This is a genomic window from Streptomyces sp. NPDC107471, from assembly GCF_055582845.1.
In genome coordinates, this window is the sequence record NZ_JBVJPC010000004.1 from 344,227 (window position 1) to 368,057 (window position 23,831).

The window sequence follows — 23,831 nt, forward strand, 5'->3', positions numbered from 1 at the left end:
GTGCCTGCTGCCGGCTTGGCGTCGGCTGTCGGTTCGGCGCCGGGTGCCCCGTCCGTGCTGGCCGCCGACTGCGCGCCGGATGTCGGGTCGGCGCCGGCCGTCGGCTCAGTGACGGCTGTCGGCTTGGCGCTGGCTGCCGTCTTGGTGCCTGCTGCCGGCTTGGCGTCGGCTGTCGGTTCGGCGCCGGGTGCCCCGTCCGTGCTGGCCGCCGACTGCGCGCCGGATGTCGGGTCGGCGCCGGCTGTCGGCGCGGTGACGGCTGCCGGCCTTGCCCCGGGCGCCGGCTCCTTCGTGTGTTCCCTGTCGGCCGAGCGCTCGCCGGGCGCTGCCGCCGCCCCGTGCCGGCCTTCCTTCCCGCCCTCCTCCTCCCGTACGACGATCTCGTGCGGGATCAGGACGATCGCCGTGGTGCCGCCGTACGGCGAGGAGCGCAGGGTCACCTGGATGCCGTGGCGGTTGGCGAGGCGGGCGACGACGAACATGCCGAGACGCAGATCGTCCGCGAGGGCGACCACGTCGAACTTGGGGGCCTCGGCCAGGTGGGCGTTGAAGGCGGCGTACTCGTCCTCCGACATGCCGAGGCCCCGGTCCTCGACCTCGACGGCCAGCCCCTTGGCGACCAGGCCCGCCCGCACCCCGACGGGACTCGGCGCGGGGGAGTACAGCGTGGCGTTCTCGATCAGTTCGGCCAGCAGGTGGATCACGTCCGCGACCGCGGGCGGGGCCAGGGAGACCTCCTCCTCGGTGCGCACCTCCACCCGGTGGTACTCGGCGACCTCGCCCACCGCACTGCGCAGGATGTCGATCAGCGCGACCGGCTCGGTCCAGCTACGCCGCGGCCGGCCGCCGCTGATGATGACCAGGTTCTCCTCGTACCGCCGCAACTGGCTGGCCGTGGAGTCGAGTTCGTACAGGCCCGCCAGGACGTCCGGGTCCTGGTGCTCGCGCTCCAGCGTGTCCAGCTTGCTGAGCTGGAGGTTGACCAGGTTCTGGCTCTGCCGGGCGATGCCGAGGATCACCTTCTGGAACCCCAGCCGGGTGTCGGCGAGTTCGACGGCGGTCACCACAGCCGTCCGCTGGGCCGCGTTGAACGCCTGTGCGACCTGGCCCAGTTCGTCAGAGCCGTAGTCCAACTCCGGTGCGGCACGGTCCACATCGACCTTCTCGCCCCGCTCCAGCCGCGCGACCACGTCCGGCAGCCGGTCCTGGGCGAGACCCAGCGTGGCCTCCCGCAGACCCCGCAGCCTTCGGGACAGCGAGCGGGTGATCCGCCAGGACATGACGAGGCAGATCAACAACGCGATCAGGCCGCCCGCACTGGCCAGGGCCGCCGTCAGGAGCTGTTCCCGCGCCTTGTCCGCGCTCCGGGTCAGCAGCGCCGAGGTCTGCTGCCGGATCAGGTCGCTGTACCGGACGGAGACCCGCTGCATCGCGGCGGACCACCGCTTGCCCGCGTCCGGCAGGGCCACCCGCCCCGTGCCGCCGGCCGGCCGCGCGGCGAGGATCCGGTCCTCGACCGCCGTCATGGTCTGCCAGTCCGCGCTCCCCAGGATCCGCTCCGTCTGCGTCTTGGCGTCCCCGCTCAGCGCGGGCACGATCTGGTCCTGGACGAGCCACCGGCGCGTGTTCACCAGTTGCACGAAGTGCGCCCAGGCCTTCTCGTCGAGATGACCGGACGGCCAGGCCAGGGTGAGCGCCACGTCCTCCTGGGAGGTCAGCTCCGCCGCGTGCTCGATCGCGACGAGCGGTCCCGCCTGCGAGGTGAGGTCGCCGTCGTCCACCTGCGAGAGCTGCTGGAAGGCGTGTATCTGGTCGTCGATGATCGACGTGTACTGGTCCAGGGCCTGTTCGGCGGTGATGTCGGTGGGGCGGTCCACCTGGTCGCGGTAGTACTCCAGGCTGCCCACCGAGCCGAGGACCGAGTAGAGCTGGTCGGCGATGCGCGCGGGCGCCCGCTGGATCTCGTCGGACCGCCGCAGGAGCTTGGCGACCGCCGCGTCGGTGGCCGCCCGCTTCTCGTCCAGGGCGGCCCGGGAACCGGGCACCTTGGCCAGCCAGGCGGCGGACGCCGCGCGTTCCCCCTGCAGGGCGAGCGTGGTCTCGGTGCCCATCGCGCCGGTCGACCTGCTCAGCTCGGTCTGCGAGCGCAGCCGTAGCCCTTCCGAGAACAACTGCGTGGTCGTCACACCCCACATCGCCGCGAGCGTGACGCTCGGCACCAGCGCCAGCATGATGAGGGAGAGACGTATGGAGCCGAGGCGGCGCCGGGCGCCTTTCCGGTCGGGCATGGTCGTCCTTGGGCGGTCAGGGGAAGGGGGTGTCCTGCGGTCGGTCTCGCCGTGCGCACTGCGGTCGGTCTCGGCCGTCCTCGTGGCGGGACGGTCAACGGGTGCCCGCGGCGGCGAACTTGGCGACCGTGGCGACGTTCGACCGGGTGACGAACGCGGGCCCGGTGAGCACCGGAGCCACACCGCCCCCGCTGATGTTGCCGTTGGTCCGGTACAGCCACAGGGAGTCAACGGCCAGATAGCCCTGGAGGTACGGCTGCTGGTCCACCGCGAACTGCACGTTCCCGGCGCGGATCGCCTTGACCAGGTCGTCGTTGAGGTCGAAGGTGGCGACCCGGGCCCTGCTGCCCGCTGCCTTCACCGAGTCGACGGCGTCCAGCGCGAACTGCGCGCCGAGCGTGACGACCTCGTCGATGCCGGCGTCCTGCCGCAGCCTGGCCGTGAGGACGGTGTCCACGGCCTCGGGGTCGGTGCCCTCCACGTAGACGTTCTCGGTCTCGCCGCCGAAGGTCTTCTTCACCCCGGCGCAGCGTGCCTCCAGGGCGACGTTGCCCCGCTCGTGGATGACGCACAGCACGTGCCGGGCCTTCAGGCCGTTCAGCTTGTCCCCGACGGCCGCGCCGGCCACGATCTCGTCCTGGCCGAAGTACTCCAGCAGTCCCTGCGACTTCCAGGCGTCGATACCGGAGTTGAGGCCCACCACCGGGATGCCGGCCGCCCGGGCCGCGGCGACCGGGGCCTTCATCGCGGCCGGTTTGGCCAGGGTCAGCGCGATGCCGTCGACCCGGTTGCCGATGGCGTCGCGCACCAGGCGGGCCTGTCCCGCCGGATCGGGGTCGTTGGCGAACGTCAGCTCGACGCCGTCCTTCGCGGCGGCGGCCTCGGCGCCCTTGCGCACGCGCTCCCAGAAGGCGTCCCCCTCGCCGCCGTGGGTGATCAGGGCGAACCTCAGCCCCGACGCGTCCGCTCCGCCCGCCGCGCCCGTGCCGAGCCGGGAGTCGTCACCGGCGCCGGAACAGCCGGCGAGCAGCAGGAGAGCGACGGAGAGGAGGGCGGCCACGCGCAGGGATCTCAAGGAAGTCCGAGGTGGGGGAGGAGTGTTCATGGGGTGCGGCACCTCGCTGTGCGGCCTGGCAGGCGGAACGGGAAAGCGGTCCGGGACGCGGGCGCGTCGGCCGGCTGAACTTTCACTGGCCAGGAGCCAACCGCGTGTGACCGCCGGTAGTCAAGTGATCAGCCCCTTGTAGTGACTTCTCGGTTCCGCATCGTAATGATCTTCATCGGTGTGCGGCAGCCGGGAGCCCGCGCACGCGGGCATGCCCCTGTGCCAGCTCCACGCCCGGGCCGCCGCTCACCAGGATCATGAAATGGCCGCAGAACCGACGATCGTCGCCACCTCCGGAGGACACCGCACCGGCGGTCGCACCATGGTGTCGTTCCACGCACTGGTGCACCACGCCGTCGACCTCTCGGGCGCCCACGGCCGCAGGCCGCGCGTGATGTACGTGGGCACGGCCATCGGGGACGCCGAGCACTTCACGGCCCGGATGCACGAGGCGGCACGGACGGCCGGCTTCGACCTCACGCCGCTCCAGCTCTTTCCCATGCCCAACCTGGACGACGTCGAGGGCACCGTCCTGGAGCAGGACGTGGTGTGGGTCATGGGCGGCTCGGTCGCCAACCTGCTCGCCGTGTGGCGGGTGCACGGCCTCGACCGGACCATGCGCAGGGCGTGGGAGTCCGGCGTGGTGCTCAGCGGGGTCAGCGCCGGCTCCCTGTGCTGGTTCGAGGGCGGCACCACCGACTCGTACGGCCCCGAACTGCGCCCGCTGACCGACGCGTTGGGCTTCCTGCCGTACGGCAACGGGGTGCACTACGACAGCGACCCGGGCCGCCGCCCCCTGGTCCACCGGCTGGTGGCGGACGGCACCCTGCCCGCCACCCACTGCACGGACGACGGCGTCGGACTGGTCTACCGCGGCACCGAACTCGTCGAGGCCGTGACCGAGGTGCCCGGCAAGGGCGCCTACGTCGTCACGCGCGACGGCGACGTGGCGGTCGAGGAACGCGTAGAACCGCGCAGGCTGCCCGGCGTGTGACGGGCGAGCCCGCGCGGTCCGGGCCCCGGGAGGGGAAGGCGGACGCGCGATCCGGCTGCGGGAGAGGGCCCGCGGCCGGGACTACTGGGCGGCCCTCGGGGCGCCGGTGGCCGACACGGCCCGGGCCGTGCGGGTGTCGGTACCGTCCGGTCCCGTCCCGGTCGCGGGCCCTTCCTGGGGCGTCTGGAGTGCCGTCCGGCGCCGCTCGCGGCGGCCCACCCGCGGCTCCTGGTCGGGCATCCAGCCGAAGGTCAGGATGCTTCCCACGACCCCCAGCAGGAGGCCGACCATGAAGCCGCCCATGTTCGAGGTGACCCAGGTGCCCATGGAGACCAGGACGCCGGTGATCGAGTAGAACAGGCGCTGCGCCGGACTGAAGAGGATCAGCAGGCCCAGCAGCACCATCAAGGTCGGCAGGAGGTAGCCCGCCACCCCCTGCATCCCGACATGGACGACGACCTTCAGCGAGGCCTTCATGGTGAGCAGGATCCACGCCCCGCCCAGGGTGAGCCACAGCCCGCCGAAGAACGGGCGTCCGTTCACGAAGCGGGTGAACGCGTCCTGGCTGTCCGCGCTCGGCTGGACGCCCACCGGCTCCTGCCCCTCCATCAGCAGGCCTTGCTGCTGAAACTGAGCTTGAGGCCGGGGAGCTTGAACACCCCTGCCGTGGTGGCGTAGTTGGTCTGCCGCAGGTCGCCGATGTGCACGGTGTCGGCCTGCTGGCTGAAGACGCCGATGGGGCCCTTCACCCCCGCCTTGGTGAGGGTGCTGGCGTCGTTGCCGATCTCGATGTTGTCGAAGGAGGCGTTGCCGGACAGCTCGGTCGAGTCCGTGGTCAGGTCGGTCGCCTGGACCTTGTCCTTGCCGCCGCCCGCCTCGATCCGCAGGTTGGTGCCGCCCAGGTCGACGCTCTGGCACAGCTTGGTGAGGGTCGCCTTCTTGATGGCGGAGGTCACGACCAGCACCTGGCCGCCGGTGTCGCCGGCGTTCGGGCTGTTGTCCGCCATGTTGTCGAGGCCGCCGAACTGCTCGAACCCGGTGCCGTCGAGCTCCGTCGCGGTGACCGTGAAGGGCATGCCGGAGATGGCGAACTGGACGCCCAGAGCGCCCTCGGCGGTCAGGATCGCCATACCCGCGGTGATCACGACGGCCGGCACGGCCATGATCGCGGCCCGGCGGCCCCGGACCCGCCCGCGTCTCGCGGGACTGCCGGAGGCTTCGGGGGCGGAACCGCTTTCGGGAATCTCGGAGTTGGTGCCGACGGACGAGGCCATGTGCTGCTCCCAGGGGCATAGTCAACGCAAGTGGGGCTCACGTGCGGATGTGCGGCTTCAGTGGCTTGTCGTCCTGGCGCGGACGGCGGCTGCGGCGCACGCCTCCGTGCAACCCCCGGCGGCTGCAAGGGCTTTCACGTACTCCGCAGTAACGACAGGGAAGTTACCGGCGGTTACGCCTGCGGGTCAAGCAAGTTGTGCGTAAAGGGTGTTGATTATGTGCCACCCGTGATCAACAACGCCTCCGCAGTGACAAAAATCCGCCGATTGAAGATCAACTCCCTTTGCACACCTTGACGTTGACGGATGATCAGGTCTACAACTCTCCCTGGCTTCCCGGATCCGTGGCGCCGGATCCGAGCCGTCGGGCGGCACCTGCCCGCGTTCCCGGACCATCTGTCCCGCACAGGCTCTGCACCGCCCGAGTCCGACCCTGCACGGCACCCGAACCGGTCGTTCCCCCCTGGGCCGCACCGGGCTCGCCATCTCCCGCCCGGCCCGGCCGGAGCCCTCCCCCATAGGGCCCGGCCGGTCGCCGGCCTGATGCCGTTGCCGGTCCCGTCACGTACGGAGAAGGCGTGACGGGGTCGGCAACGGCGGACGCCGACGCGCGTCCGCGCCCCCCACACCCACCCTCACCTCAGGAAAGAGGCAATCCCCCATGCGTATGCGTTCCCTGCTCTCCCTCACCGCCGCTGCCGCCGCCTTCGCGCTTCCCGTGGCCGCGTCCGCGCCCGCCGCCGCGGCCGATGTCGCGGTCCTCACCACGGGCACGGTCGGCGGTACCGACGTCGCCGAGGGCACGGCCATCAGCGCCTCCCTGGCGAGCGGCACCACCGCCACCCTCTACTCCAGCTCGACCGGCACCAGCGGGATCACCTGCTCGGCGTCCACCTTCACCGCCACGGTCGGCAGCAACCCGACCGCGCCGGGCACCGCCACCGAGTCCCTGACCGGGCAGACCTTCAGCAACTGCACCTCGAACGTGGTCGGCGTCCTCGGCGTCACCAGCATCACGGTGAACAACCTGCCGTACTCCACCGCCGTGTCCTCCGACGGCACCGTCGCCGTGACCCCGGCGAGCGGTTCCGCCATCCAGACCACCGTGGTGCTGCGCACCCTGCTGGGCAGCGTGAGCTGCGTCTACCAGGCGGCGGCCGGCCTGTCCGGCACGGCGGACAACTCCGACAACAGCATCACCTTCGCCAACCAGCAGTTCAGCCGGACGTCCGGTTCCTCGCTGTGCCCCGCCAGCGGTTTCTGGAGCGCGAAGTACAGCCCGGTGACCGCGGACGGCGCGCCGGTCTACGTCAACTGAGCATCGTAGAAACGTAGTTCAGCGTCGTCGTAGACGCAGCGTCAGGGCGGCGCCCCCGGTGAGCACCAGCACCGCGGCGGCGCCGCCCGCCAGCACGGGCGCGGACGGCCCGGAGCCGGGCGGCGCGTCGGCCGCCACCGGAGTGGCGTCGGGCACGGCACCGCCCGCCGACCGGGCCACGGAAGGTGTCGGCGAGGGTGCGGCGGAGGTCGTGGCAGGCGCGGCACTTGGCGTCGGCTTCCTCTCCGCCGCCCTCGACCGGGTCGGCGACGCGGCCGCACTCGCCTTGTCCCCGTTCTCTTCGGCCGCGGCCGGGAACACCACGTCCGAGCACGAGTAGTACGTGTCGGCCGTACTGCTGTTCTGCCAGATCGTGTACAGCACCTGCCGGCCCGTGCGGTCCTTCGGCAGAGTCATCCGGATCCGGTACGCGCCGTCCGTCAGCGCCGGGTCCGTCACCCGGGCGAACGGCTGTTCCGGAAGGTCGGACCACGTCAGCGGCTTCGACGGGTTGTAGCCCTGTTTCGTGAGGTACATGCGGAACGTGCCGGTGTGCGGGATCGTCGACACGTACTTCATGGTCAGGCTCGCGCCCGGGGAAAATCGCGTGGCCGGCCAGTCGGAGCGGGCCAGGTCGAGGCCCTTGTAGGCGGACAGGCCGCCGCTGCACAGCTTGCCGTCGGGGATCGTCTGCCGGTCCCGCCCGTTGACGCCGGCGACCCGCAGGTTGTCCCACGCGGCGAAGGACCGGCCGTTCGCCGACACGGCGGCCCGGCACGCGGCCGTGCCGGTCGAGCCGCCGTCGGGGGAGCAGGCGAAGACCCGGCTGACCGGGTCCGTGGGGGCACCGTGGGCCTGCGCGGGCGCCGCCGCGAACACGGTCAGAAGGAACGGGGTCAGGGCGGCGGCGGCCGCCGCACTCGTACGGCGGGCGGTTGTCCAGGGCATCCGGGCCATCCGGAACGCCTCCTCGGGCGGCGCGGGAACGACGGGCTTCCGTGCAGTACGGGGCCCGGGCCCCGCGCGTTCACCGGCACCCCGGATCGTCCGCACACGTGCAGAGGCGGGCAAAGGTGCCATCCGCGGTCAACCAGCCATCGCCGAGGGTCGGTTCCCGGCCGGGTCAAGGGTTTCCCCTGTATCCCCATGACCTGCCCTTTGCCTATCGTTCGACCACAGCGGACCCACAGGCAACCCCGAACGGGTCCCGCTTCCCCGTCTTGGCCGGCCTCTGCGCTCCTGGCTTCACCCCCCGCCGCTTCCCCCACGAAGCGATTCGACTGCTGCTCCGCGCTGCCCGGAGCACGGCCACGAAAGGCAAGCCCTTGCGTACCTCCCCCTCCCTCCGGCGGAAGCTGATATCCGCCGCCGCCGTCTCCGCCGCCCTGCTGTCCGTCGGCACGGCCTCCGTCGCCGTCGCCCAGGACGCCCCCGCCCAGGACACCGCCGTCCCGGCCGCGCTGACCGAGGCCGCCCCCGGCATCGAGGCCGAGCGCCTCATCGTCGGCTACAGGTCCGGCGCCGCCGAGGCCACGTCGAACAAGGCCGCCGAGGCCGACGCCGCCGCCAAGGACGCCGACTTCCAGCGCAGACTCGGCACCGGCGCCGCCCTCGTCGACCTGGGCGCCGACCCCAGCAAGGCCGAAGTGGCCGACGCCGTCGCCGAGTTCAAGGCCGACCCGCAGGTCGCCTACGTCGTACCGGACCGCCTCAACAAGCCGCAGGCCGACCCGAACGACACCGAGTACGCCAAGCAGTGGGACCTGTTCGAGGCCACCGCGGGCATGAACGTGCCCGGTGCCTGGGCGAAGTCCACCGGCACCGGCGTGACCGTCGCCGTCATCGACACCGGCTACGTCACCCACTCCGACCTCGCCGCGAACATCGTCGGCGGCTACGACTTCATCTCCGACACCGCGGTCTCCGTCGACGGCAACGGCCGCGACAGCAACCCCGCCGACCCGGGCGACTACTACGCGGCCAACGAGTGCGGCGCGGGCATCCCGGCCTCCAGTTCCTCCTGGCACGGCACGCACGTCGCCGGCACCATCGCCGCGGTCACCAACAACAGCAAGGGCGTCGCGGGCATCGCGTACGGCGCGAAGATCTCCCCGGTGCGCGTCCTCGGCAAGTGCGGCGGCTACGACTCCGACATCATCGACGGCATCACCTGGGCGTCCGGCGGCACCGTCTCCGGTGCACCCGCCAACACCAATGTCGCCAAGGTCATCAACATGAGCCTCGGCGGCGACGGCGCCTGCACCTCGGCGACCCAGACCGCCATCAACAACGCCGTCAGCCGCGGCACCACCGTCGTGGTGGCCGCCGGCAACGAGAACGAGAACGTCTCCGGCCACTCGCCGGGCAACTGCAACAACATCATCTCGGTCGCCGCGACCAACCGCTCCGGCGCCAAGGCCTCCTACTCCAACTACGGCTCCCTCGTGGACATCTCGGCGCCCGGCGGCCAGACCAGCACCGGCACCGCCAACGGCATCCTGTCCACGCTCAACTCCGGTGCCTCGACGCCCTCTTCGGAGTCGTACGCCTACTACCAGGGCACCAGCATGGCCACCCCGCACATCGCGGGCCTGGTCGCGCTGATGAAGTCGGCGAACTCCGCGCTGACCCCGGCGCAGATCGAGACCGCCATCAAGAACAACGCCCGTCCGCTGCCCGGCGCCTGCTCCGGCGGCTGCGGCGCGGGCCTGGCCGACGCGGCGAAGACGGTGGCGGCCGTGAGCGGCGGCGGCACGACGACGGGGACGACCTTCTCCAGCACCACCGCCGTCGCCATCCCGGACAACGGCTCGGCGATCGAGTCCCCCATCGCCGTCAGCGGCCGCAGCGGCAACGCCCCCACGGCCCTCCAGATCGGCGTCGACATCACCCACACCTACCGCGGTGACCTGGCGATCAGCCTCGTGGCCCCGGACGGGTCGGTGTACAGCCTGAAGGCCGCGAGCTCCTCGGACTCGGCCGACAACGTCAACACCACCTACACGGTGAACGCCTCCTCCGAGACGGCCAACGGCACCTGGAAGCTCCGCGTCCAGGACACGGCCGCGCAGGACACGGGCACGCTCAACGGCTGGAAGCTGACCTTCTGACCTTCTGGGCGAACCACGGGAACGAGTGGGCCGGCCGGTGCGGATGGGCACCGGCCGGCCCACTCTCGTGCGACACCCGTGACAGGGGCGGCGCCGGCGCCGTCAGGCCTCGGCGCCCACGAGTTCCAGGCCTTCGAAGGACGCCAGCAGCCGTGCCCCCCGGTCGGGCCGGCTGTCGAGGCCGACCAGCAGTCCCGGCACCGCGATGCTCGGCAGCATGTGGGCCCACATAACGGAGATGCGGCGCCCGAGATCCTCCCGACCGTGCAGCGCCCGGGACATCAACTGCACCCCGGCGAACGCCCCGACCAGCAGATCAGCCGTGTCCCGCGGCTCGACCGTCGGCAGCAACTCGCCCTGTTCCCGGGCCACTTGCAGCATGTCCACCAGATGGTCGCTCCACTGCCGGAACGGCCCCGTGTGATCGACGCCGGGCGGCGCGCACTGGTCCACCGTCAGCCGCACGCTCCCCTTCAACAGGGCGTTGGTCCGCAGCCGTTGTCCGAAGACGAACGTCATGTCGACGATCTCCTGCACCTTGCACGGATGCGGCGGGACCGCGCCCAGGGACAACTGCTCGTCGAGCACCGCCTGAGCCAGGGATTCCTTGGAGGGGAAGTGGAAGTACAGGGCCCCTTTGGTGACGTCGGCCCGCTCCAGCACCATCGCGATGGTGCTCGCCGCGTACCCGTGCTCGTCGAAGACGGCCCCCGCGGCTTCCACGATCGCCCTGCGTGTCCTGATGGCGCGCTCCTGTCTCGCCATAAGAACCCCTCCCCTGCGCCACGTTCGGATCTCGACCGGTCTCGATCGGGTCACATTGAAAACAGACCGGAATCCCTCGTACTCTATCGCTCACCGGCACGGGCACCTCACCGTCCGTCATCGCATCGGAGGAACGAGGGGGAGACATGCCAGAGTTACGGCGGTTCGCGCAGGCCCGGCCCGGTTCCGGACCTCTGACCGCGACCGTACCCCGGGAGTTCGTGCACCGCGCGGCCGTCGCGGAGATCCTCCTCACCGGGTGGACCAGGACCGGCGCGGACCGCTTCACCGTCACCGCCCAGTGGCCGCGCGCCCATCAGTTGCACGTGTCCCCGGACCGTTCGGCCTACGAGCCGCTGCTGGTTGCAGAAACGGTCCGCCAGTGCGGTGCGCTGCTCGCCCACGCGGCCTACGAGGTCCCCCTCGACCACTGCTTCGTCCTCCGGGAACTGCGTGTGGACACGCGCCCGGAGCACCTGGCCGTCGGCGCCGTCCCCGCCGAACCCGTCGTCGACATCACCGTCAGGGAGGTCCGCCGCCGCGCGGGCCGCCCGGCCGCCCTGCGCTACGACGCCGCCGTACGCCTGGGCGGTGAACGGGTCGCGACCGGCCACATCGCCGTGACCTGGACGAACGAGTCCGTCTATCGCCGACTGCGCGGAGGCCGCACCGCCGACATCGGCACCCTGCGGCTGCCACGACCGCTGCCCCCGCCGCTGCCCGCCGACACGGTGGGACGGGCTCTCGCCGGCGACGTCCTCCTCTCGTCCGCCGACCGCCCCGGCCGCTGGCGCCTCCGCGTCGACACCTCCCACCCCGGCTTCTTCGACCACCCCCTCGACCACATCCCCGGCATGCTCCTCCTGGAGGCCGCCCGGCAGGCCGTACGGGCGCACGGCGGGGCGGAGCGCCGACTGCCGGCGTCGTTCCACGCCACGTTCCACCGGTACGCGGAGCTCGACCAACCGGTCCGGGTGGAGGTGAGCGAGGGGGACGACACCGACGTACAAGTCATCGCCCTGCAAGGGGAGTCGGTGGTCTTCGCCTGCACGGTGGGTGCCGTCGCAGGGTGAGATATCGTGTACAGGGAGTAAAAAACAAACGGCATGACCCGTTCTTTTCCGTACCAGGAGTGTGCAGTCGATGCCGAGGCAGTTACGCGCTGAACAGACCCGAGCGACGATCATCACCGCCGCCGCCGATCTGTTCGACCGTCGCGGCTATGAGTCGACCAGTCTGAGCGACATCGTCGCGCACGCCCAAGTCACCAAAGGGGCGCTGTACTTCCACTTCGCGGCGAAGGACGATCTCGCGCACGCGATCATGGAGATCCAGTCGCGGGCGTCCCGACAGCTCGCGGGCGACGTGGACGCCCGGGGGTACACCGCGCTGGAGGCACTGGTCCGCATCACCTTCGGGATAGCCCGGCTCTCCGTCGAGGGGCCGGTGCTCCGCGCCGGACTCCGGCTCGCCACCGGGGGAGTCGAGGTACGTCCGCCGCTGCGGCACCCGTTCACCGAGTGGCTGGACCTGGCCACGGGCAAGCTGCTCGGGGCGGTCAAGGAGGCCGACCTGCACCCGGACACCGATGTGGACGCGGTCGCGCACTCCCTGGTGTGCTTCTTCGTCGGGACACGCGTCGTGGGCCGCCATCTGGAGCCGGTCGGACGGCAGCCGCGGCGGCTCGCGGAGATGTGGCACGTGATGATCCGGGGGCTGGTACCCGTCCCCCGACGGGCGCGCTACCTGGCACTGGTCAGCCAGTTGGAGCAGGAGGCCCGCAGCGGCGGCTGACCGCCGTCACCGCCAGGGCACCCGCCTCGGCCCCAGCGCGCCCACGCGGCGCAGCCGCACATGCGCCCGGTCCCGTGGTCCGGGTGACTACAGTCGCGGCATGTCCCGCAGCGCAGACGTCATCCTCGGCAACGACCCCGGCTCCTTCCCGCACGGCGTGCTCGCCGAGCGGCACCCCGCGATCATCCGGCAGGTGCGGGAGAACTTCCCGTACGGCCCCGTGCAGCACCGCGCCCTCGACGCGCTGCTCGAAAGCTGCACCAAGGGCGTGATCGACCCGCTTCCCGGCGGGGCATGGGCGGACTGGGGGATCGACGCCTACACGGGGCGCTCCTGGTACGACGTGCCGTGGCTCTGGTCCGAGAGCTACTTCTACCGCCGACTCCTCGACGCCGTCGGGTACTTCGCGGACGGACCCTGGCGCGGCATCGACCCCTTCCGGCCCTCCAAGCTCGCCGAACTCCACTCCCGCGAGACCGACGAGGAGCTGGCCGCGCTGGACGAGCTCACCGCCCTGCCCACCGAGGAACAGTGGACGGCCCTGCTGCACGGCTCGCTGTGGGGGAACCGCGCCGACCTCGGGTTCCGCCTCTCCGACGGGACGGCCGAAGGGCGGGACGCGGTACCGGACCTGGTCACCGACGACAGCGACCGCCTGCGGACCCTGCTCGACGGGGCCGGCACCCTGTGCCTGATCGCCGACAACGCCGGACGCGAACTGATCCCCGACCTCCTGCTGGTGGCCCAACTCCTCGAACACGGCCGGATCGAGCGGGCCGTGCTGCACGTGAAGCCGTACCCCTACTACGTCTCCGACGCGACCACCGCCGACGTGGTCGACGCGCTGCGCCGGCTCGTACGGGCACCGGGGGCGGCCGCGGGCTACGGCCGCCGCCTGTGGGAGGCCATGACCGACGGACGGCTCGACGTCCGCGCGCACCCGTTCTCCTGCGCCCCGCTGCCGTACGCCGACATGCCCGCCGATCTGCGTGCCGAGATCGGCGCGGCCTCCCTCACCGTCCTGAAGGGGGACCTCAACTACCGGCGCCTGGTGGGCGACCGGTGGTGGCCGCCGACCACGCCGTTCGCCGACGTCACCGCGTACTTCCCGGGCCCGGTGGCCGCCCTGCGCACCCTGAAGTCCGACGTGGTCACCGGACTCGACGGGCGCACGGAGACCGCGCTGGTCGAGGCGGAGGGACAGCGCTGGCGGACGAGCGGGACCCACGCGCTCATCCAGGTCCGGCCGTGAGGAGAGTTATGCTGCCGACTAGTACGGGTGGGCTGCCATACGTCCCGCCGACGGGCAGCGAAAGAGGACGGCATTGACCCCGCGGTACCTGAGCAATCCTGGGGAGCCCGTCTACGACGTGGACGCGCGGCGCTATCTCGACGTCACGGACGCCCGCGACGAGGCCGATCTGCACGACGTGTTCACGGACATCTACCGCACCAACCGCTGGGGTTCCGACGAGACCCGCTCCGGACCGGGTTCCGAACTGCAGCGCATGAAGCGGGTCATCGCCCAACTCGGGGCGCTCATCGCGGACTTGGGTGTCCGCTCGGTCCTGGACGCGCCGTGCGGCGACCTGAACTGGATGCAGCACGTCGACCTGCACGGCGCCTCCTACCTCGGCGGGGACGTCGTCGAGGAACTCGTCACCGCCAACCGGGCCGAACACCCATCACCGGGGCGGGAGTTCCAGCTCCTCGACTTCACCGCGCAACCCGTGCCGCGCGTCGACCTCATCGTGTGCCGGGACGCCCTCGTGCACTTCTCCTACCAGCATGTGGTGGAGGCGCTGACCCGGTTCCGGGACAGCGGCTCGCGCTACCTGCTCACCACGACCTTCTCCCGGACATCCGCCAACACCGACATCGTCACCGGCTGGTGGCGGCCGATCAACCTCCGGCTGGCCCCCTTCGGACTGCCCGAACCGCTGCGGGTCATCGGCGACGAGGACTCCGACGACTTCTACGACGACAAGGCGCTCGCCCTGTGGGACCTCGCACAGATCCCGGCGCACTTCCCGGGCTACGAGCCGGTCGCCGCCGAGTCGGGATCCCGGGGCGCCTGATCCTCGGTACGCAGTCGGGCGAGGGCGTCCCGGGCGGCCAGGGTCCGCGGATGCCGTAACCCCAGCACCTCCTCGCAGGCCGTCCTCACCTCGCTGAACTCGGCCTCGGCAGCGTCGAGTTCACCCTTGAGGCACAGCAGGTCGGCCAGGTTGTGCCGCACCGACAGGGTCCCCGGGTGCCGGGGCCCGAGCGTCTCCACGCAGTCCGCGAGCACCGTCCGGTACTCCGCCTCCGCCTGCTCGACATGCCCGCGCAGATGCAGGACGTGCGCGGCGCCGTGCCGTACGGACAGGGTGAGCAGGTGCTGTTCGCCGAGCACGGTCCGCCGGGCCTCGTAGACCTCCCGGAACTCCTGCTCCGCCGCGGCGAGCCGGCCCTGGTCCTTGAGCAGGTCGGCGAGGTTGTGGCGGACCGCGAGCGTGCCCGGGTGCCGGGGACCCAGCGTCTCCACGCAGTCCGCCAGGACCGTGCGGTACTCGGTCTCGGCCCGGTCGGTCCGGCCCCGCAGGTGCAGGACGTGCGCGGCGCCGTGCCGTACCGACAGGGTGAGCAGGTGCTGTTCGCCGAGCACCTCCCGGCGCGCCGCGTACACCTCCCGGAACTCGGCCTCCGCCGCCTCCAGTTGACCCCGCTCCATCAGCAGGTCGGCCAGGTTGTGCCGGACCACCAGGGTGTGCGGGTGCATGTCGCCGAGCAGCCTGCGCTGGACCTCGAAGACCTCCCGGAACTCGGTCTCCGCGTCGGTGGGCCAGCCCCGGTCGCGCAGCACGGTGGCCAGGCCGTGCCGGGCGGCCACCGTCTCCGGGTGGTCCTCGCCGTAGGCGTCCGCACGCAGCCCGAGCACCGCACGGAACTCGTGCTCCGCCTCCACGAGCAGCCCACGGTCCCGCAGGACGTCCGCGAGGTCGTGGCGCACGGCGAGCGTGATCGGGTGCCGCTCGCCCAGGACGTCCCCGCACACCCCCAGCGTCTCCCGCAGCTCCTGCTCGGCCTGCCGGAACATCCCGCGCTCGTGCAGCACCTGGGCCGTCTCGTGCCGGGTGACCAGGGTGTCGGGGTGGTTCGCGCCGAGGGTCTCCCGGTACGCGTCCAGGAGCAGGCGGTACTCCTCCTCGGCCTCCGCGAGCAGCCCCCGGTACCGGGCCATCCAGGCCACGCCCTTGCGGGCCGCCAGGGTCCGGGGGTCACGCTCGCCCAGCAGGGCCCGGCGGGTGGCGTGCACCGCGCGGTACTCGGTCTCCGCCTCGACCGGACGGCCCCGGCCGCCCAGCAGGTTCGCGAGGGCGTACCGGGCGTCGGCGGTCTCGCAGGCCGCGTCACCGAACAGGGCGCGCGTGTCCTCCAGCACCGTGCGCAGCAGCGACTCCGCCGCGGGCAGTCGGCCCCGCAGATGCAGCAAGTGGGCGGCGGCGGACCGTACTTCGAGCGCGTCCGGGTCACGGGGGCCACATGCGAGCACGACCGGCTCGCACGCCCCGAGCACCTCCTCGGCCCGGTCCAGCCAGCCCCGCCGGATCAGATGCCGGGCCCCGGCCGCGGCGGCCCGCAGCGCCTTGGAGACCAGCTCGTCCGCCGCCTCGTACGGATCGCCGATCAGGGCCAGCGGCGCGTCGCAGTGCGGGAGCAGCAGCCGCCAGCGCGGCCAGTCGCGCGGGTCGTCCTCGCTGAGCTCGGCGGTGGCGCACACGACCAGGTCGGCCACGACGGCCGCGTACTCCCGCATGTGCTCGGCGAGGTCCCGCTGGAGCCGGCCGGCGTCCCGCACGAGCGGGTGCATCAGCAGGGTGCGGGTGTGGTCGTCGCCGCCGGGTGGGGTGTGCAGCTCGATCAGCCCGAAGTCGGCCAGCGAGGTGAGCGCGGTGAACAGCTCCTGGGGTGTGACCCCGGGCAGCAGCGAGGAGTCCGCCAGCCGGTCCGGGCGCAGCAGACCCACCAGCGGCACCGGCGCCTCGCCCAGACAGCACAGCAGCCGCATCAGCGGCCGGGCCTGGACGATGCCGCGCCGCTCCAGGAGGTCCAGCGACAGCTCCCAGGTGCCGGTGACCGGGACGGAGTAGTTGCTGCCCTGCTGCCCCGGGGGGTGTTCGTCGAGGAGTTCGCTGAAGCGCTCGTCGAGGGCCACGCGGTAGTCGGCGTACGTCCGCACGGTCGTCGTGCCCGGCCAGGCGGGGAACGCCGAGGCCGCCGCGAGATGCGCACCCGCGATGCGCAGCGCCAGCGGCAGCCCGCCGAGCCGCCGGGTCAGCAGCCGGGCGTCCTCACGGGAGCCGGCCCGCTCCCCGGCCAGGTCCCACAGCACCTCGGCGGCGTCGTCCTCCTCCAGCGCGTCGACCGAGTGCAGCGTGGCCCACGGCCCCCACGTCGTCGGACTGCTGTCCCGGCTGGTGATCAGCACCAGCCCCGGCAGCTCCGCGGCGGGCCGGATCCAGCCCCTGCCCTCCGCCAACCGGCCGTAGGGCGCGAGGTGTTCGGGCTCGTCGGCGTTGTCCACCACCAGCAGCCAGGGGCTCGCGGTGTCGCACAGCCGCCGCCACAGCAGGTCGGTAGCGCTCGAACGCCCCGACCAGGCACGGTCGATGAGATCGGCGGGGGTGCCCAGCGCGGCCACCACCTCGCGCATCCCGGCGCTCAGCGTGGCGGGGTTCTTCGCGGTCACCCACCACACGTCGACGTTCAGCGCGGCGGCGTAGGCGGCGATCTCCAGGGCCACCGTCGTCTTCCCGCTCCCGCCCATGCCGTGCAGCACCCGCACACCCGAAGTCGGCTTCCCCACAAGCTGTTTCAGCGTGTCCAGGAGCGCCTCACGGCCCCGCACCCGGCGGTCGAGCCGGCCCAGCGGAGGCGCGACGGTCAGCGCACCCGGGGCCCGCACGGGCTCCAGCGGGGCCTGGGTCTGCTGCACCTGGATGAAGACCGGGCGCGCGAACCCGGAGAACTCCTGCACGAACTCGCTCAGCAGCCCGGACAGCGCCGGGTCCTGGGCCAGCAGGCCGCGCAGCGTGGTGTCCCACTCCTGCCGCTGCTCCCGCAGCATGATCTCCTGCCGGGCGGGCGGTGCCGCGTCGAGCGCCGCCCGCGCCCGGTCCAGCCGCTCGACGTCCTCCCGGCGCAGGAACCGCGCCATCCGCTGCCGGGCCGCCTGCCACGCGTCCGTGGTCATCAGCCCGACCATCGTGCCCGCTGCCGCGGCTGCGGTCTGGGTGAACAACTCTGCCCCGAACATCGAGGACCCCCTGTCGGCACACACCTCGACGGTTACGTCCGAACCCCTTCTCAGGTTCTCATGTCACGTGGACCCGCAGGGACTTGATGCCATTGATGAAGTTCGACACGAGACGTCCGGGCGGCTCGGCGACCCGCGGCGCGGGCAGCGCGCGCAGTGCCTCCCGGTGGAGAATGCGCAGTTGGAGCCGTGCGAAGTGCGCGCCCAGGCAGACGTGCGGGCCGTCCCCGAAGGCCACGTGCGGATTCGGTGTGCGGGACGGATCCAGCGTGTCAGGCGCCTCGAACACCCGCTCGTCACGGTTGGCGGAGGCGTGGAGGACGACCACCTTGTCCCCCGCGCGGATGCGCTGCCCCGCCAGCTCCGTGTCGTGCACGGCCGTCCGGCGGAAGGTGAGCACGGGCGGGTGCCAGCGCAGCAACTCGTCCACGGCCGTGTCGAGTTGCACGGGCTCGGCGCGCAGGCGCCGGCATACCTCCGGGTGCTCGGCGAGTGCCAGCAGTCCGCCGGGCCCCGCACTGCGCACGGTGTCGTTGCCCGCGACGGTGAGCAGGAAGAAGAACATCTCCAGCTCCCCGTCGGCGAGTTCGCCGTCGTGGGCGAGCGTGGTCATCACGTCGTCGGCCGGGTGCCGCCTCTTGTACTCGGCCAACTGGCGGGCGTACCCGAACATGTCGGCCAGCATCGCGGGCGAGCGGGGATTGACCGGCCTGCCCTCCCCGTCCAGCACTCCGGGGCCGGCCTCGTCCGGGTCCTGGTAGCCGATGACCCGCTGCGTCCAGTGCAGGAGCAGTCCCCGGTCACTGTCCGGGACCCCCAGCAGGTCGGACAGGTTGAGCAGCGCGTAGTCGTCGGTCACGGCGGAGACGAGGTCGACGGTGCCGTCCGCGGCGCGGGCGGTGCGCAGCGCGGCGGCGAAGAGGGCCCGCGCCCGCTCCTCGGCCACCGCCGCGAACCGGTCGACCCGGCCACGGGTGAAGGCCCGGCTCACCGTGCGCCGCAACCTGCCGTGTTCCGGCGGGTCCTGATTGAGCATCATGCGCCGGATGAAGGGCAGGTCCGCCGGATCGGGGTCCCGGATCTGGGTCGCGCCGAGGTACGAGGAGTACGTCGTCGAGTCCTTGAGCACCCGCACCACGTCCGCGTGCCGGCTCACCGCCCAGAACCCCGGCCCGGGCGGCCAGCCCAGCACCTCCGGCTCGTCCTGCCAGGCCACGGGGTGATGGTCGCGCAGGACGCGATAGGCGTCGTACGGGATCGCGTCGGCGTACTGACGGGGGTCGAAGACGTCGGGGACGGGAGGGGTCTGACGCATGCGATCACGGTGACGTGCGGTGGGGCGGGGGGCAAGGGCCGGGTGGGGGGTTTGGGGGGGGGCTTGTCGGTGCGGGGTGCGGAGGGTAGGCGTGGCTCGCGGTCCCGGTTCAGGTGCGGGTGGAAGGGGGCTGGGATCCGGCCATGCCGACGGAGGTGGCGGCAGGGTTGATCCTCGTACTCCGGGCTTTGAGGCGGTCGTACGACGGTCCGCGCGGGGCTGTCCGGCGGTGCGGGCCCCATCGGCGGGCGAGGGCGGGTGGCACTCCGGCAGCTCACAGGCGTAGTGCGGCTCACCGGGGCCAACACCTGCCTGCTGCGCACGGAGTCCCCTCGCATTTCTCCGAGGGGTGATGATTCGGCTGACCTTGATGTAGTGATCATGCCAACCGGTCGGTCATCATGCCCGGATGACGGTGGGAGCGGCGTTACGACCTTGGCGTTCGGGAAGCGGGAAGGCGGCGGCCGCGGCGGCGGCCCTCGTGCTGGTGCTCACGGGCTGCGGCGGTGACGGGGACTCGTCGTCCTCGGACGGCGGGCGCACGACGGTCAGGGTGGCCGCGCTGCCCCTGAGCGACTGCGCCATGCTCTACATCGCGCAGAACAGAGGCCTGTTCGAGAAGGAGGGCCTCGACGTCCGGGTCCAGCAGATCCAGCAGAGCCTCCAGGCGCTGCCCGCCCTGTCCAAGGGGCAGATCGACATGGTCGCGAGCGCGAACTACGTCACCTACTTCCAGGCCCAGGACCAGGGCACCCTCGACATCCGTATCGTCGCCGAGGCGATCAGGGCGGCGCCGCGGATGATGGACGTGCTGGTGCGGAAGGACTCCGACATCAAGACCGTCGCCGACCTCGCGGGCAGGAAAGTCGCCGTCAACGTCCTCAACAACGTGCAGTCGCTGACGTTCAACGAGGTCTTGGCGAAACAGGGCGTCGGGCGTCCCGTCTACCGCCAGATCCCCTTCCCGCAGATGGGGGCCGCGCTGGACAAGGGGCAGGTCGACGCCGTGCATGTCGTCGAGCCCTACGACAGTTCCATCCAGGACGAGTCGGGGGCCAGGGTGCTGGTGGACGCGGCGTCCGCGCCCGTCGAGTCGATCCCGCTCAGCGGGTACATCACGACCAGCAAGTTCGCCGGTGGGCACGCCGAGGCGCTCGCCCGGTTGCAACGGGCCCTGAAAGCGGCGGTGAAGCTCGCCGACGCCGATCCGTCCCTGGTGCGCGAGGTGCTGCCGACGTACACCAAGGTCACCAAGGAGCAGGCGGCGAAGATCGACCTGCCGGTGTACCCGATGACCATGGACGGGACGCAGATCGCCCGGCTCACGGCGCTGATGGAGAAGCAGAAGATGCTGAGGAAGCCGGTGGATCCGGCGACGCTGCTGGTGAAGTGAGGGGGGCGTCGGTGCGGGGTGTGAACGGGATGGGTGTGGAGGGGCTGGCGTGAAGTGACCTGGCTGGTGCGGCGACTGCGGGGGCCTCAGGAGCTGTGGCTCGGCCTCCTCGGCATCCTGCTCGCGTTCGGGGCGTGCGAGGCGGTGAGTCGGGCCGGTCTGGTGCGCCGCAGTTATCTGCCACCGGCCTCCGAAGTCCTCGCCCGGGCGGTCGAGTTGGCGGGTGACTCCGTCTTCCTCGACGGGATCGGCGTCACCCTGCGGGCCTGGGCGCTGGGCCTTCTCCTGGCCTGCGCGATCGCCGTACCGCTCGGGCTGCTGCTCGGCAGCGTGCCGCTCGTGGACGCGGCGACCCGGGCGATCGTGGAGGTGCTGCGGCCCTTGCCGTCCGTCGCCCTGATCCCTCTGGTCTCCCTGCTGCTCGGTTCCGGCACCGAGACCGAGGTCGCGCTGATCACCTACGCCTCGGTGTGGCCGATCCTCTTCAACACCGTGTACGGCCTGGGCGAGACCGACCCCCTCGCCAAGGACACCCTGCGTGCCTTCGGCTTCGGCCGCCTCACCATCCTCCTGCGCGCCGAACTCCCCGCCACGGCACCCTTCATCGCCGCGGGCATCCGTATCTCCGCCGCCGTCGCCCTCATCCTCGCCGTGGCCACGGAGATCCTCTCCGGTTTCGGCGAGGGCCTCGGCATCTTCATCGCCCAGGCGGGCCTGGCCACGGACGGCACGAGGGACGTCCTGGCAGGTGTGGTGTGGGCGGGCACCCTGGGCCTCGTCATCAACAGCGTGCTGATGTGGGGAGAACGATGCCTGTTCCCCTGGACCCCGGAACACCGGGAGACGGCCGGGCGGGGGATGAGCCGATGAGCGGGGCGGGCGGGGGCGAGGGCGAGGAGGGGGCGGGGGAGCCGTCCGGGGCGCGCCCCTGTTCGCCGACCTCGGGGCCGACCGCGGATGAGTCTGGATCGTGCCCGCCGTCACCGGCCTCCCTGCCGGGGGAGTCGTCCGGTCCGACTGCGCCTTCGTCTTCGTCGGCTTCGCCGTTGGTGGGCGAGGGGTCCGGGGCGTGTGCGTCTTCGTCGGCTTCGCCGTTGGTGGGGGAGCGGTCCGGCGTGTGCCCGCTCGCGTCAGCCTCGCCTTCAGGGGACTCGTCCAATCCGTCCAGGCCCTCGTTGGCAGGGGAGTCGTCCGGGGCGAGCGCGCCGTCTTCCGCCTCCCCGCCCGAGGGGGCGCCGTCCGGCTCGTGCCCCTCTTCGTCGCCCTCGCCGTCGCAGGAAGAGCCGTCCCGCTCATCCCCGCCGTCGCCGCCCCCGCCGACGAAGGACCCCGCCCCCGACGCCCCCTCACCCCCCTCCCCAAAGCCGCCCGCATCCCGTCCCCGAGCCCTCGCCGCTCACCCCGTGCTCCTGCGGTGGCTGGTTCTCGTGCTGGTCGTCGGGGTGTGGGAGTGGGCCACCCGGGCCCGCGGCAGCGTCTACTTCCCGCCTCCGGACCGCATCGCGCGCCACGTCCACGCGCTGTGGTTCGACGGGCCCGCACGGCATCTCTTCCTCAGCGCGGCCGCGGTGGACGACATCCTGCCCAGCCTCGGCCGGATGGGCGCCGGGTTCGCGCTGGCGGCCGTCGCCGGGATCGTGCTCGGGGTCGCGGTGGGCCGGTCGCGGCGGGCGTACGCGCTGGCCAATCCCGTCCTCCAGTTCGCCCGGGCCGTCCCGCCTCCCGCCCTGGTCCCCGTCTTCGTCGTGGTCTTCGCCTTCGGCACCCCGATGCAGATCGCCTCGATCACCTTCAGCGCCGTCTGGCCGGTGCTGATCAACACCGCGGCCGGCGTCCGCAACACCGACCCCCTGCGCCTGGACGTGGCCGCCGTCCTGCGCCTGAACACCGCCGAACGCCTCTGGTTCCTCGTGCTGCCCTCCGCACTGCCCCGCATCTTCGCCGGGCTGCGTCTGAGCCTTTCGCTCTCCCTCATCCTCATGGTCTTCTCGGAACTGCTGCCGGGCACCGCGAACGGCATCGGCTTCACGCTCACCGAGGCCCAGACCCGCTCCGACCTGCTCACCGTATGGGCGGCCCTGGCCCTGCTGGGCGCACTCGGCTACCTGCTCAACACCGGCCTGCTGGCCGTCGAGAAACGGCTGACCGGCAGGGAGAGGGCCACATGAGCCACTCGAGCCACCTGACGCACGCGACCCGCACGCAGGAACAGGGGACCGACCGCATGCTCCACCTCTCCTCGGTCGGCCAGCACTACGGCGACCACCAGGTCCTCCACGACATCACCCTCACCGTCGCCGCCGGCCAACTCCTCTGCGTCGTCGGCCCGTCCGGCTGCGGCAAGTCCACCCTGCTGCGGACGATCGCCGGCCTCCTCCCCGCCCGCGAGGGCACGATCACCGTCGACGGCACCCCGGTCACCGGTGTCCCCGACAACCTCGCCGTCGTCTTCCAGGACTACGGCCGCTCCCTCTTCCCCTGGCTCACGGTCCGCGACAACGTCGCCCTGCCGCTGCGCCGCCGCGGTCTCGCCCGTACCGAACGGCGTGCCGAGGCCGACCGCATCCTCGACCGTGTCGGCCTCTCCGGCGCCGCCCGCCGCCACCCCTGGCAGCTCTCCGGCGGTATGCAGCAGCGCGTCGCCATCGCCCGCGCCCTCGTCCGCCGCCCCACCCTCCTCCTCATGGACGAGCCCTTCGGCTCCCTCGACGCCCAGACCCGCGAGGACCTGGAGGACCTGCTCCTGGAGGTCCACCGCACCGACGGCACGACCATCGTGTTCGTCACCCACGACATCGACGAGAGCGTCTACGTCGGCGACCGCGTCGTCGTCCTCTCCCCGGGCCCCGGCTCCCGGATCGTCCTGGACCTGCCGGTACGGCTCCCCGGACACCGGGACCAGATCGCCACCCGGGGACTGCCGGAGTTCGTCGCCCTGCGGGCGGAGGTGGGGCGGGCGGTCCGCAACCTGGGCGTCCAGGACACCGGCAGGGAAACCCAGGCCCCCTGACCTTCCGCGGTGAACCCCTTTCACCGACCTCCTCTCGATGACCTCCTCCCACCCGTCCCAACGCCACAACACACGCCGGGAACTCCCGAGTTCCCCCCTGATTCACGCGATGGTGTGATCATGTGGGCCGCCGCGGATGCCCCCGGAGAGCTCTGGGTAGGGC

Annotated in this window: 19 protein-coding genes; 11 read left to right on the top strand and 8 right to left on the bottom strand. The window is 72.0% G+C overall.

Annotation, left to right across the window (positions count from 1 at the left end; all coding sequences use genetic code 11):
* Positions 1 to 2,288 (bottom strand): sensor histidine kinase (locus ACZ66S_RS15395; protein ID WP_469902011.1); only part of this gene is annotated, 2,288 nt, incomplete at its 3' end.
* Between the two features lie 94 nt (positions 2,289 to 2,382).
* Positions 2,383 to 3,393 (bottom strand): substrate-binding domain-containing protein, encoded by a 1,011-nt coding sequence (locus tag ACZ66S_RS15400; RefSeq protein ID WP_469902012.1) that lies wholly within the window; start codon positions 3,391 to 3,393, stop codon positions 2,383 to 2,385.
* A 262-nt stretch (positions 3,394 to 3,655) separates the two neighbouring features.
* On the opposite strand from ACZ66S_RS15400, the gene ACZ66S_RS15405 reads away from it, so the two are divergent.
* Positions 3,656 to 4,387, top strand: a complete 732-nt coding sequence (locus tag ACZ66S_RS15405) for a Type 1 glutamine amidotransferase-like domain-containing protein (protein ID WP_469902013.1) — start codon at positions 3,656 to 3,658, stop codon at positions 4,385 to 4,387.
* An 81-nt stretch (positions 4,388 to 4,468) separates the two neighbouring features.
* Here the strand turns inward: ACZ66S_RS15405 and ACZ66S_RS15410 are convergent, their stop codons facing one another.
* Both ACZ66S_RS15410 and ACZ66S_RS15415 read right to left on the bottom strand, forming a co-directional pair.
* Entirely contained in the window at positions 4,469 to 4,996 is a 528-nt protein-coding gene (locus ACZ66S_RS15410) for a DUF6114 domain-containing protein (protein WP_469902014.1), read from the bottom strand.
* A complete protein-coding gene (locus ACZ66S_RS15415; RefSeq protein WP_469902015.1) occupies positions 4,996 to 5,661 on the bottom strand; it encodes a DUF6230 family protein in 666 nt (221 codons plus the stop codon). Before ACZ66S_RS15415 ends, ACZ66S_RS15410 begins: the two co-directional genes overlap by 1 nt.
* A 661-nt stretch (positions 5,662 to 6,322) precedes the next feature.
* Here ACZ66S_RS15415 and ACZ66S_RS15420 point away from each other — a divergent pair.
* Entirely contained in the window at positions 6,323 to 6,979 is a 657-nt protein-coding gene (locus tag ACZ66S_RS15420) for a Tat pathway signal sequence domain protein (RefSeq protein WP_469902016.1), read from the top strand.
* 18 nt (positions 6,980 to 6,997) lie between these two features.
* Here the strand turns inward: ACZ66S_RS15420 and ACZ66S_RS15425 are convergent, their stop codons facing one another.
* Positions 6,998 to 7,927: a lytic polysaccharide monooxygenase gene (locus ACZ66S_RS15425; protein WP_469902017.1), complete on the bottom strand. Its 930-nt coding sequence runs from the start codon at positions 7,925 to 7,927 to the stop codon at positions 6,998 to 7,000.
* Positions 7,928 to 8,304: 377 nt separating this feature from the next.
* Here ACZ66S_RS15425 and ACZ66S_RS15430 point away from each other — a divergent pair, with 377 nt between their 5' ends.
* Positions 8,305 to 10,089 carry a S8 family peptidase gene (locus tag ACZ66S_RS15430; protein ID WP_469902018.1) on the top strand — a complete coding sequence of 595 codons (1,785 nt, stop codon included), beginning with the start codon at positions 8,305 to 8,307 and terminating at the stop codon, positions 10,087 to 10,089.
* Between the two features lie 102 nt (positions 10,090 to 10,191).
* On the opposite strand, the gene ACZ66S_RS15435 is transcribed toward ACZ66S_RS15430, so the two are convergent.
* On the bottom strand, positions 10,192 to 10,854 hold the full coding sequence (locus tag ACZ66S_RS15435) for a ScbR family autoregulator-binding transcription factor (protein ID WP_469902019.1): 663 nt from the start codon (positions 10,852 to 10,854) through the stop codon (positions 10,192 to 10,194).
* 146 nt (positions 10,855 to 11,000) lie between these two features.
* On the opposite strand from ACZ66S_RS15435, the gene ACZ66S_RS15440 reads away from it, so the two are divergent.
* The 4 genes from ACZ66S_RS15440 to ACZ66S_RS15455 all read left to right on the top strand — a co-directional run bounded on the left by ACZ66S_RS15440 (position 11,001) and on the right by ACZ66S_RS15455 (position 14,726).
* Positions 11,001 to 11,927 carry a ScbA/BarX family gamma-butyrolactone biosynthesis protein gene (locus ACZ66S_RS15440; protein ID WP_469902020.1) on the top strand — a complete coding sequence of 309 codons (927 nt, stop codon included), beginning with the start codon at positions 11,001 to 11,003 and terminating at the stop codon, positions 11,925 to 11,927.
* A 70-nt stretch (positions 11,928 to 11,997) separates the two neighbouring features.
* Positions 11,998 to 12,648, top strand: coding sequence for a ScbR family autoregulator-binding transcription factor (locus ACZ66S_RS15445; protein WP_469902021.1), 651 nt, complete (start codon positions 11,998 to 12,000; stop codon positions 12,646 to 12,648).
* Positions 12,649 to 12,748: 100 nt separating this feature from the next.
* Positions 12,749 to 13,900: a damage-control phosphatase ARMT1 family protein gene (locus ACZ66S_RS15450; RefSeq protein WP_469902022.1), complete on the top strand. Its 1,152-nt coding sequence runs from the start codon at positions 12,749 to 12,751 to the stop codon at positions 13,898 to 13,900.
* Between the two features lie 73 nt (positions 13,901 to 13,973).
* Positions 13,974 to 14,726 carry a class I SAM-dependent methyltransferase gene (locus tag ACZ66S_RS15455; RefSeq protein ID WP_469902023.1) on the top strand — a complete coding sequence of 251 codons (753 nt, stop codon included), beginning with the start codon at positions 13,974 to 13,976 and terminating at the stop codon, positions 14,724 to 14,726.
* On the opposite strand, the gene fxsT is transcribed toward ACZ66S_RS15455, so the two are convergent.
* Together fxsT and ACZ66S_RS15465 are read right to left on the bottom strand one after the other, a co-directional pair.
* A complete protein-coding gene (gene fxsT, locus ACZ66S_RS15460) occupies positions 14,684 to 17,887 on the bottom strand; it encodes an FxSxx-COOH system tetratricopeptide repeat protein (protein WP_469902024.1) in 3,204 nt (1,067 codons plus the stop codon). The two genes, ACZ66S_RS15455 and fxsT, sit on opposite strands and share 43 nt — an antisense overlap.
* A 121-nt stretch (positions 17,888 to 18,008) precedes the next feature.
* Complete coding sequence (locus tag ACZ66S_RS15465; protein ID WP_469902025.1) at positions 18,009 to 19,265, bottom strand: cytochrome P450; 1,257 nt, start codon at positions 19,263 to 19,265, stop codon at positions 18,009 to 18,011.
* Positions 19,266 to 19,674: 409 nt separating this feature from the next.
* Here ACZ66S_RS15465 and ACZ66S_RS15470 point away from each other — a divergent pair, with 409 nt between their 5' ends.
* The 4 genes from ACZ66S_RS15470 to ACZ66S_RS15485 all read left to right on the top strand — a co-directional run bounded on the left by ACZ66S_RS15470 (position 19,675) and on the right by ACZ66S_RS15485 (position 23,668).
* Positions 19,675 to 20,658, top strand: a complete 984-nt coding sequence (locus ACZ66S_RS15470) for an ABC transporter substrate-binding protein (RefSeq protein ID WP_469902026.1) — start codon at positions 19,675 to 19,677, stop codon at positions 20,656 to 20,658.
* Between the two features lie 54 nt (positions 20,659 to 20,712).
* Positions 20,713 to 21,528: an ABC transporter permease gene (locus ACZ66S_RS15475; protein ID WP_469902027.1), complete on the top strand. Its 816-nt coding sequence runs from the start codon at positions 20,713 to 20,715 to the stop codon at positions 21,526 to 21,528.
* Between the two features lie 533 nt (positions 21,529 to 22,061).
* On the top strand, positions 22,062 to 22,826 hold the full coding sequence (locus ACZ66S_RS15480; protein ID WP_469902028.1) for an ABC transporter permease: 765 nt from the start codon (positions 22,062 to 22,064) through the stop codon (positions 22,824 to 22,826).
* 56 nt (positions 22,827 to 22,882) lie between these two features.
* Complete coding sequence (locus ACZ66S_RS15485) at positions 22,883 to 23,668, top strand: ABC transporter ATP-binding protein (RefSeq protein ID WP_469902399.1); 786 nt, start codon at positions 22,883 to 22,885, stop codon at positions 23,666 to 23,668.
* The last annotated feature ends 163 nt before the right edge of the window (positions 23,669 to 23,831 follow it).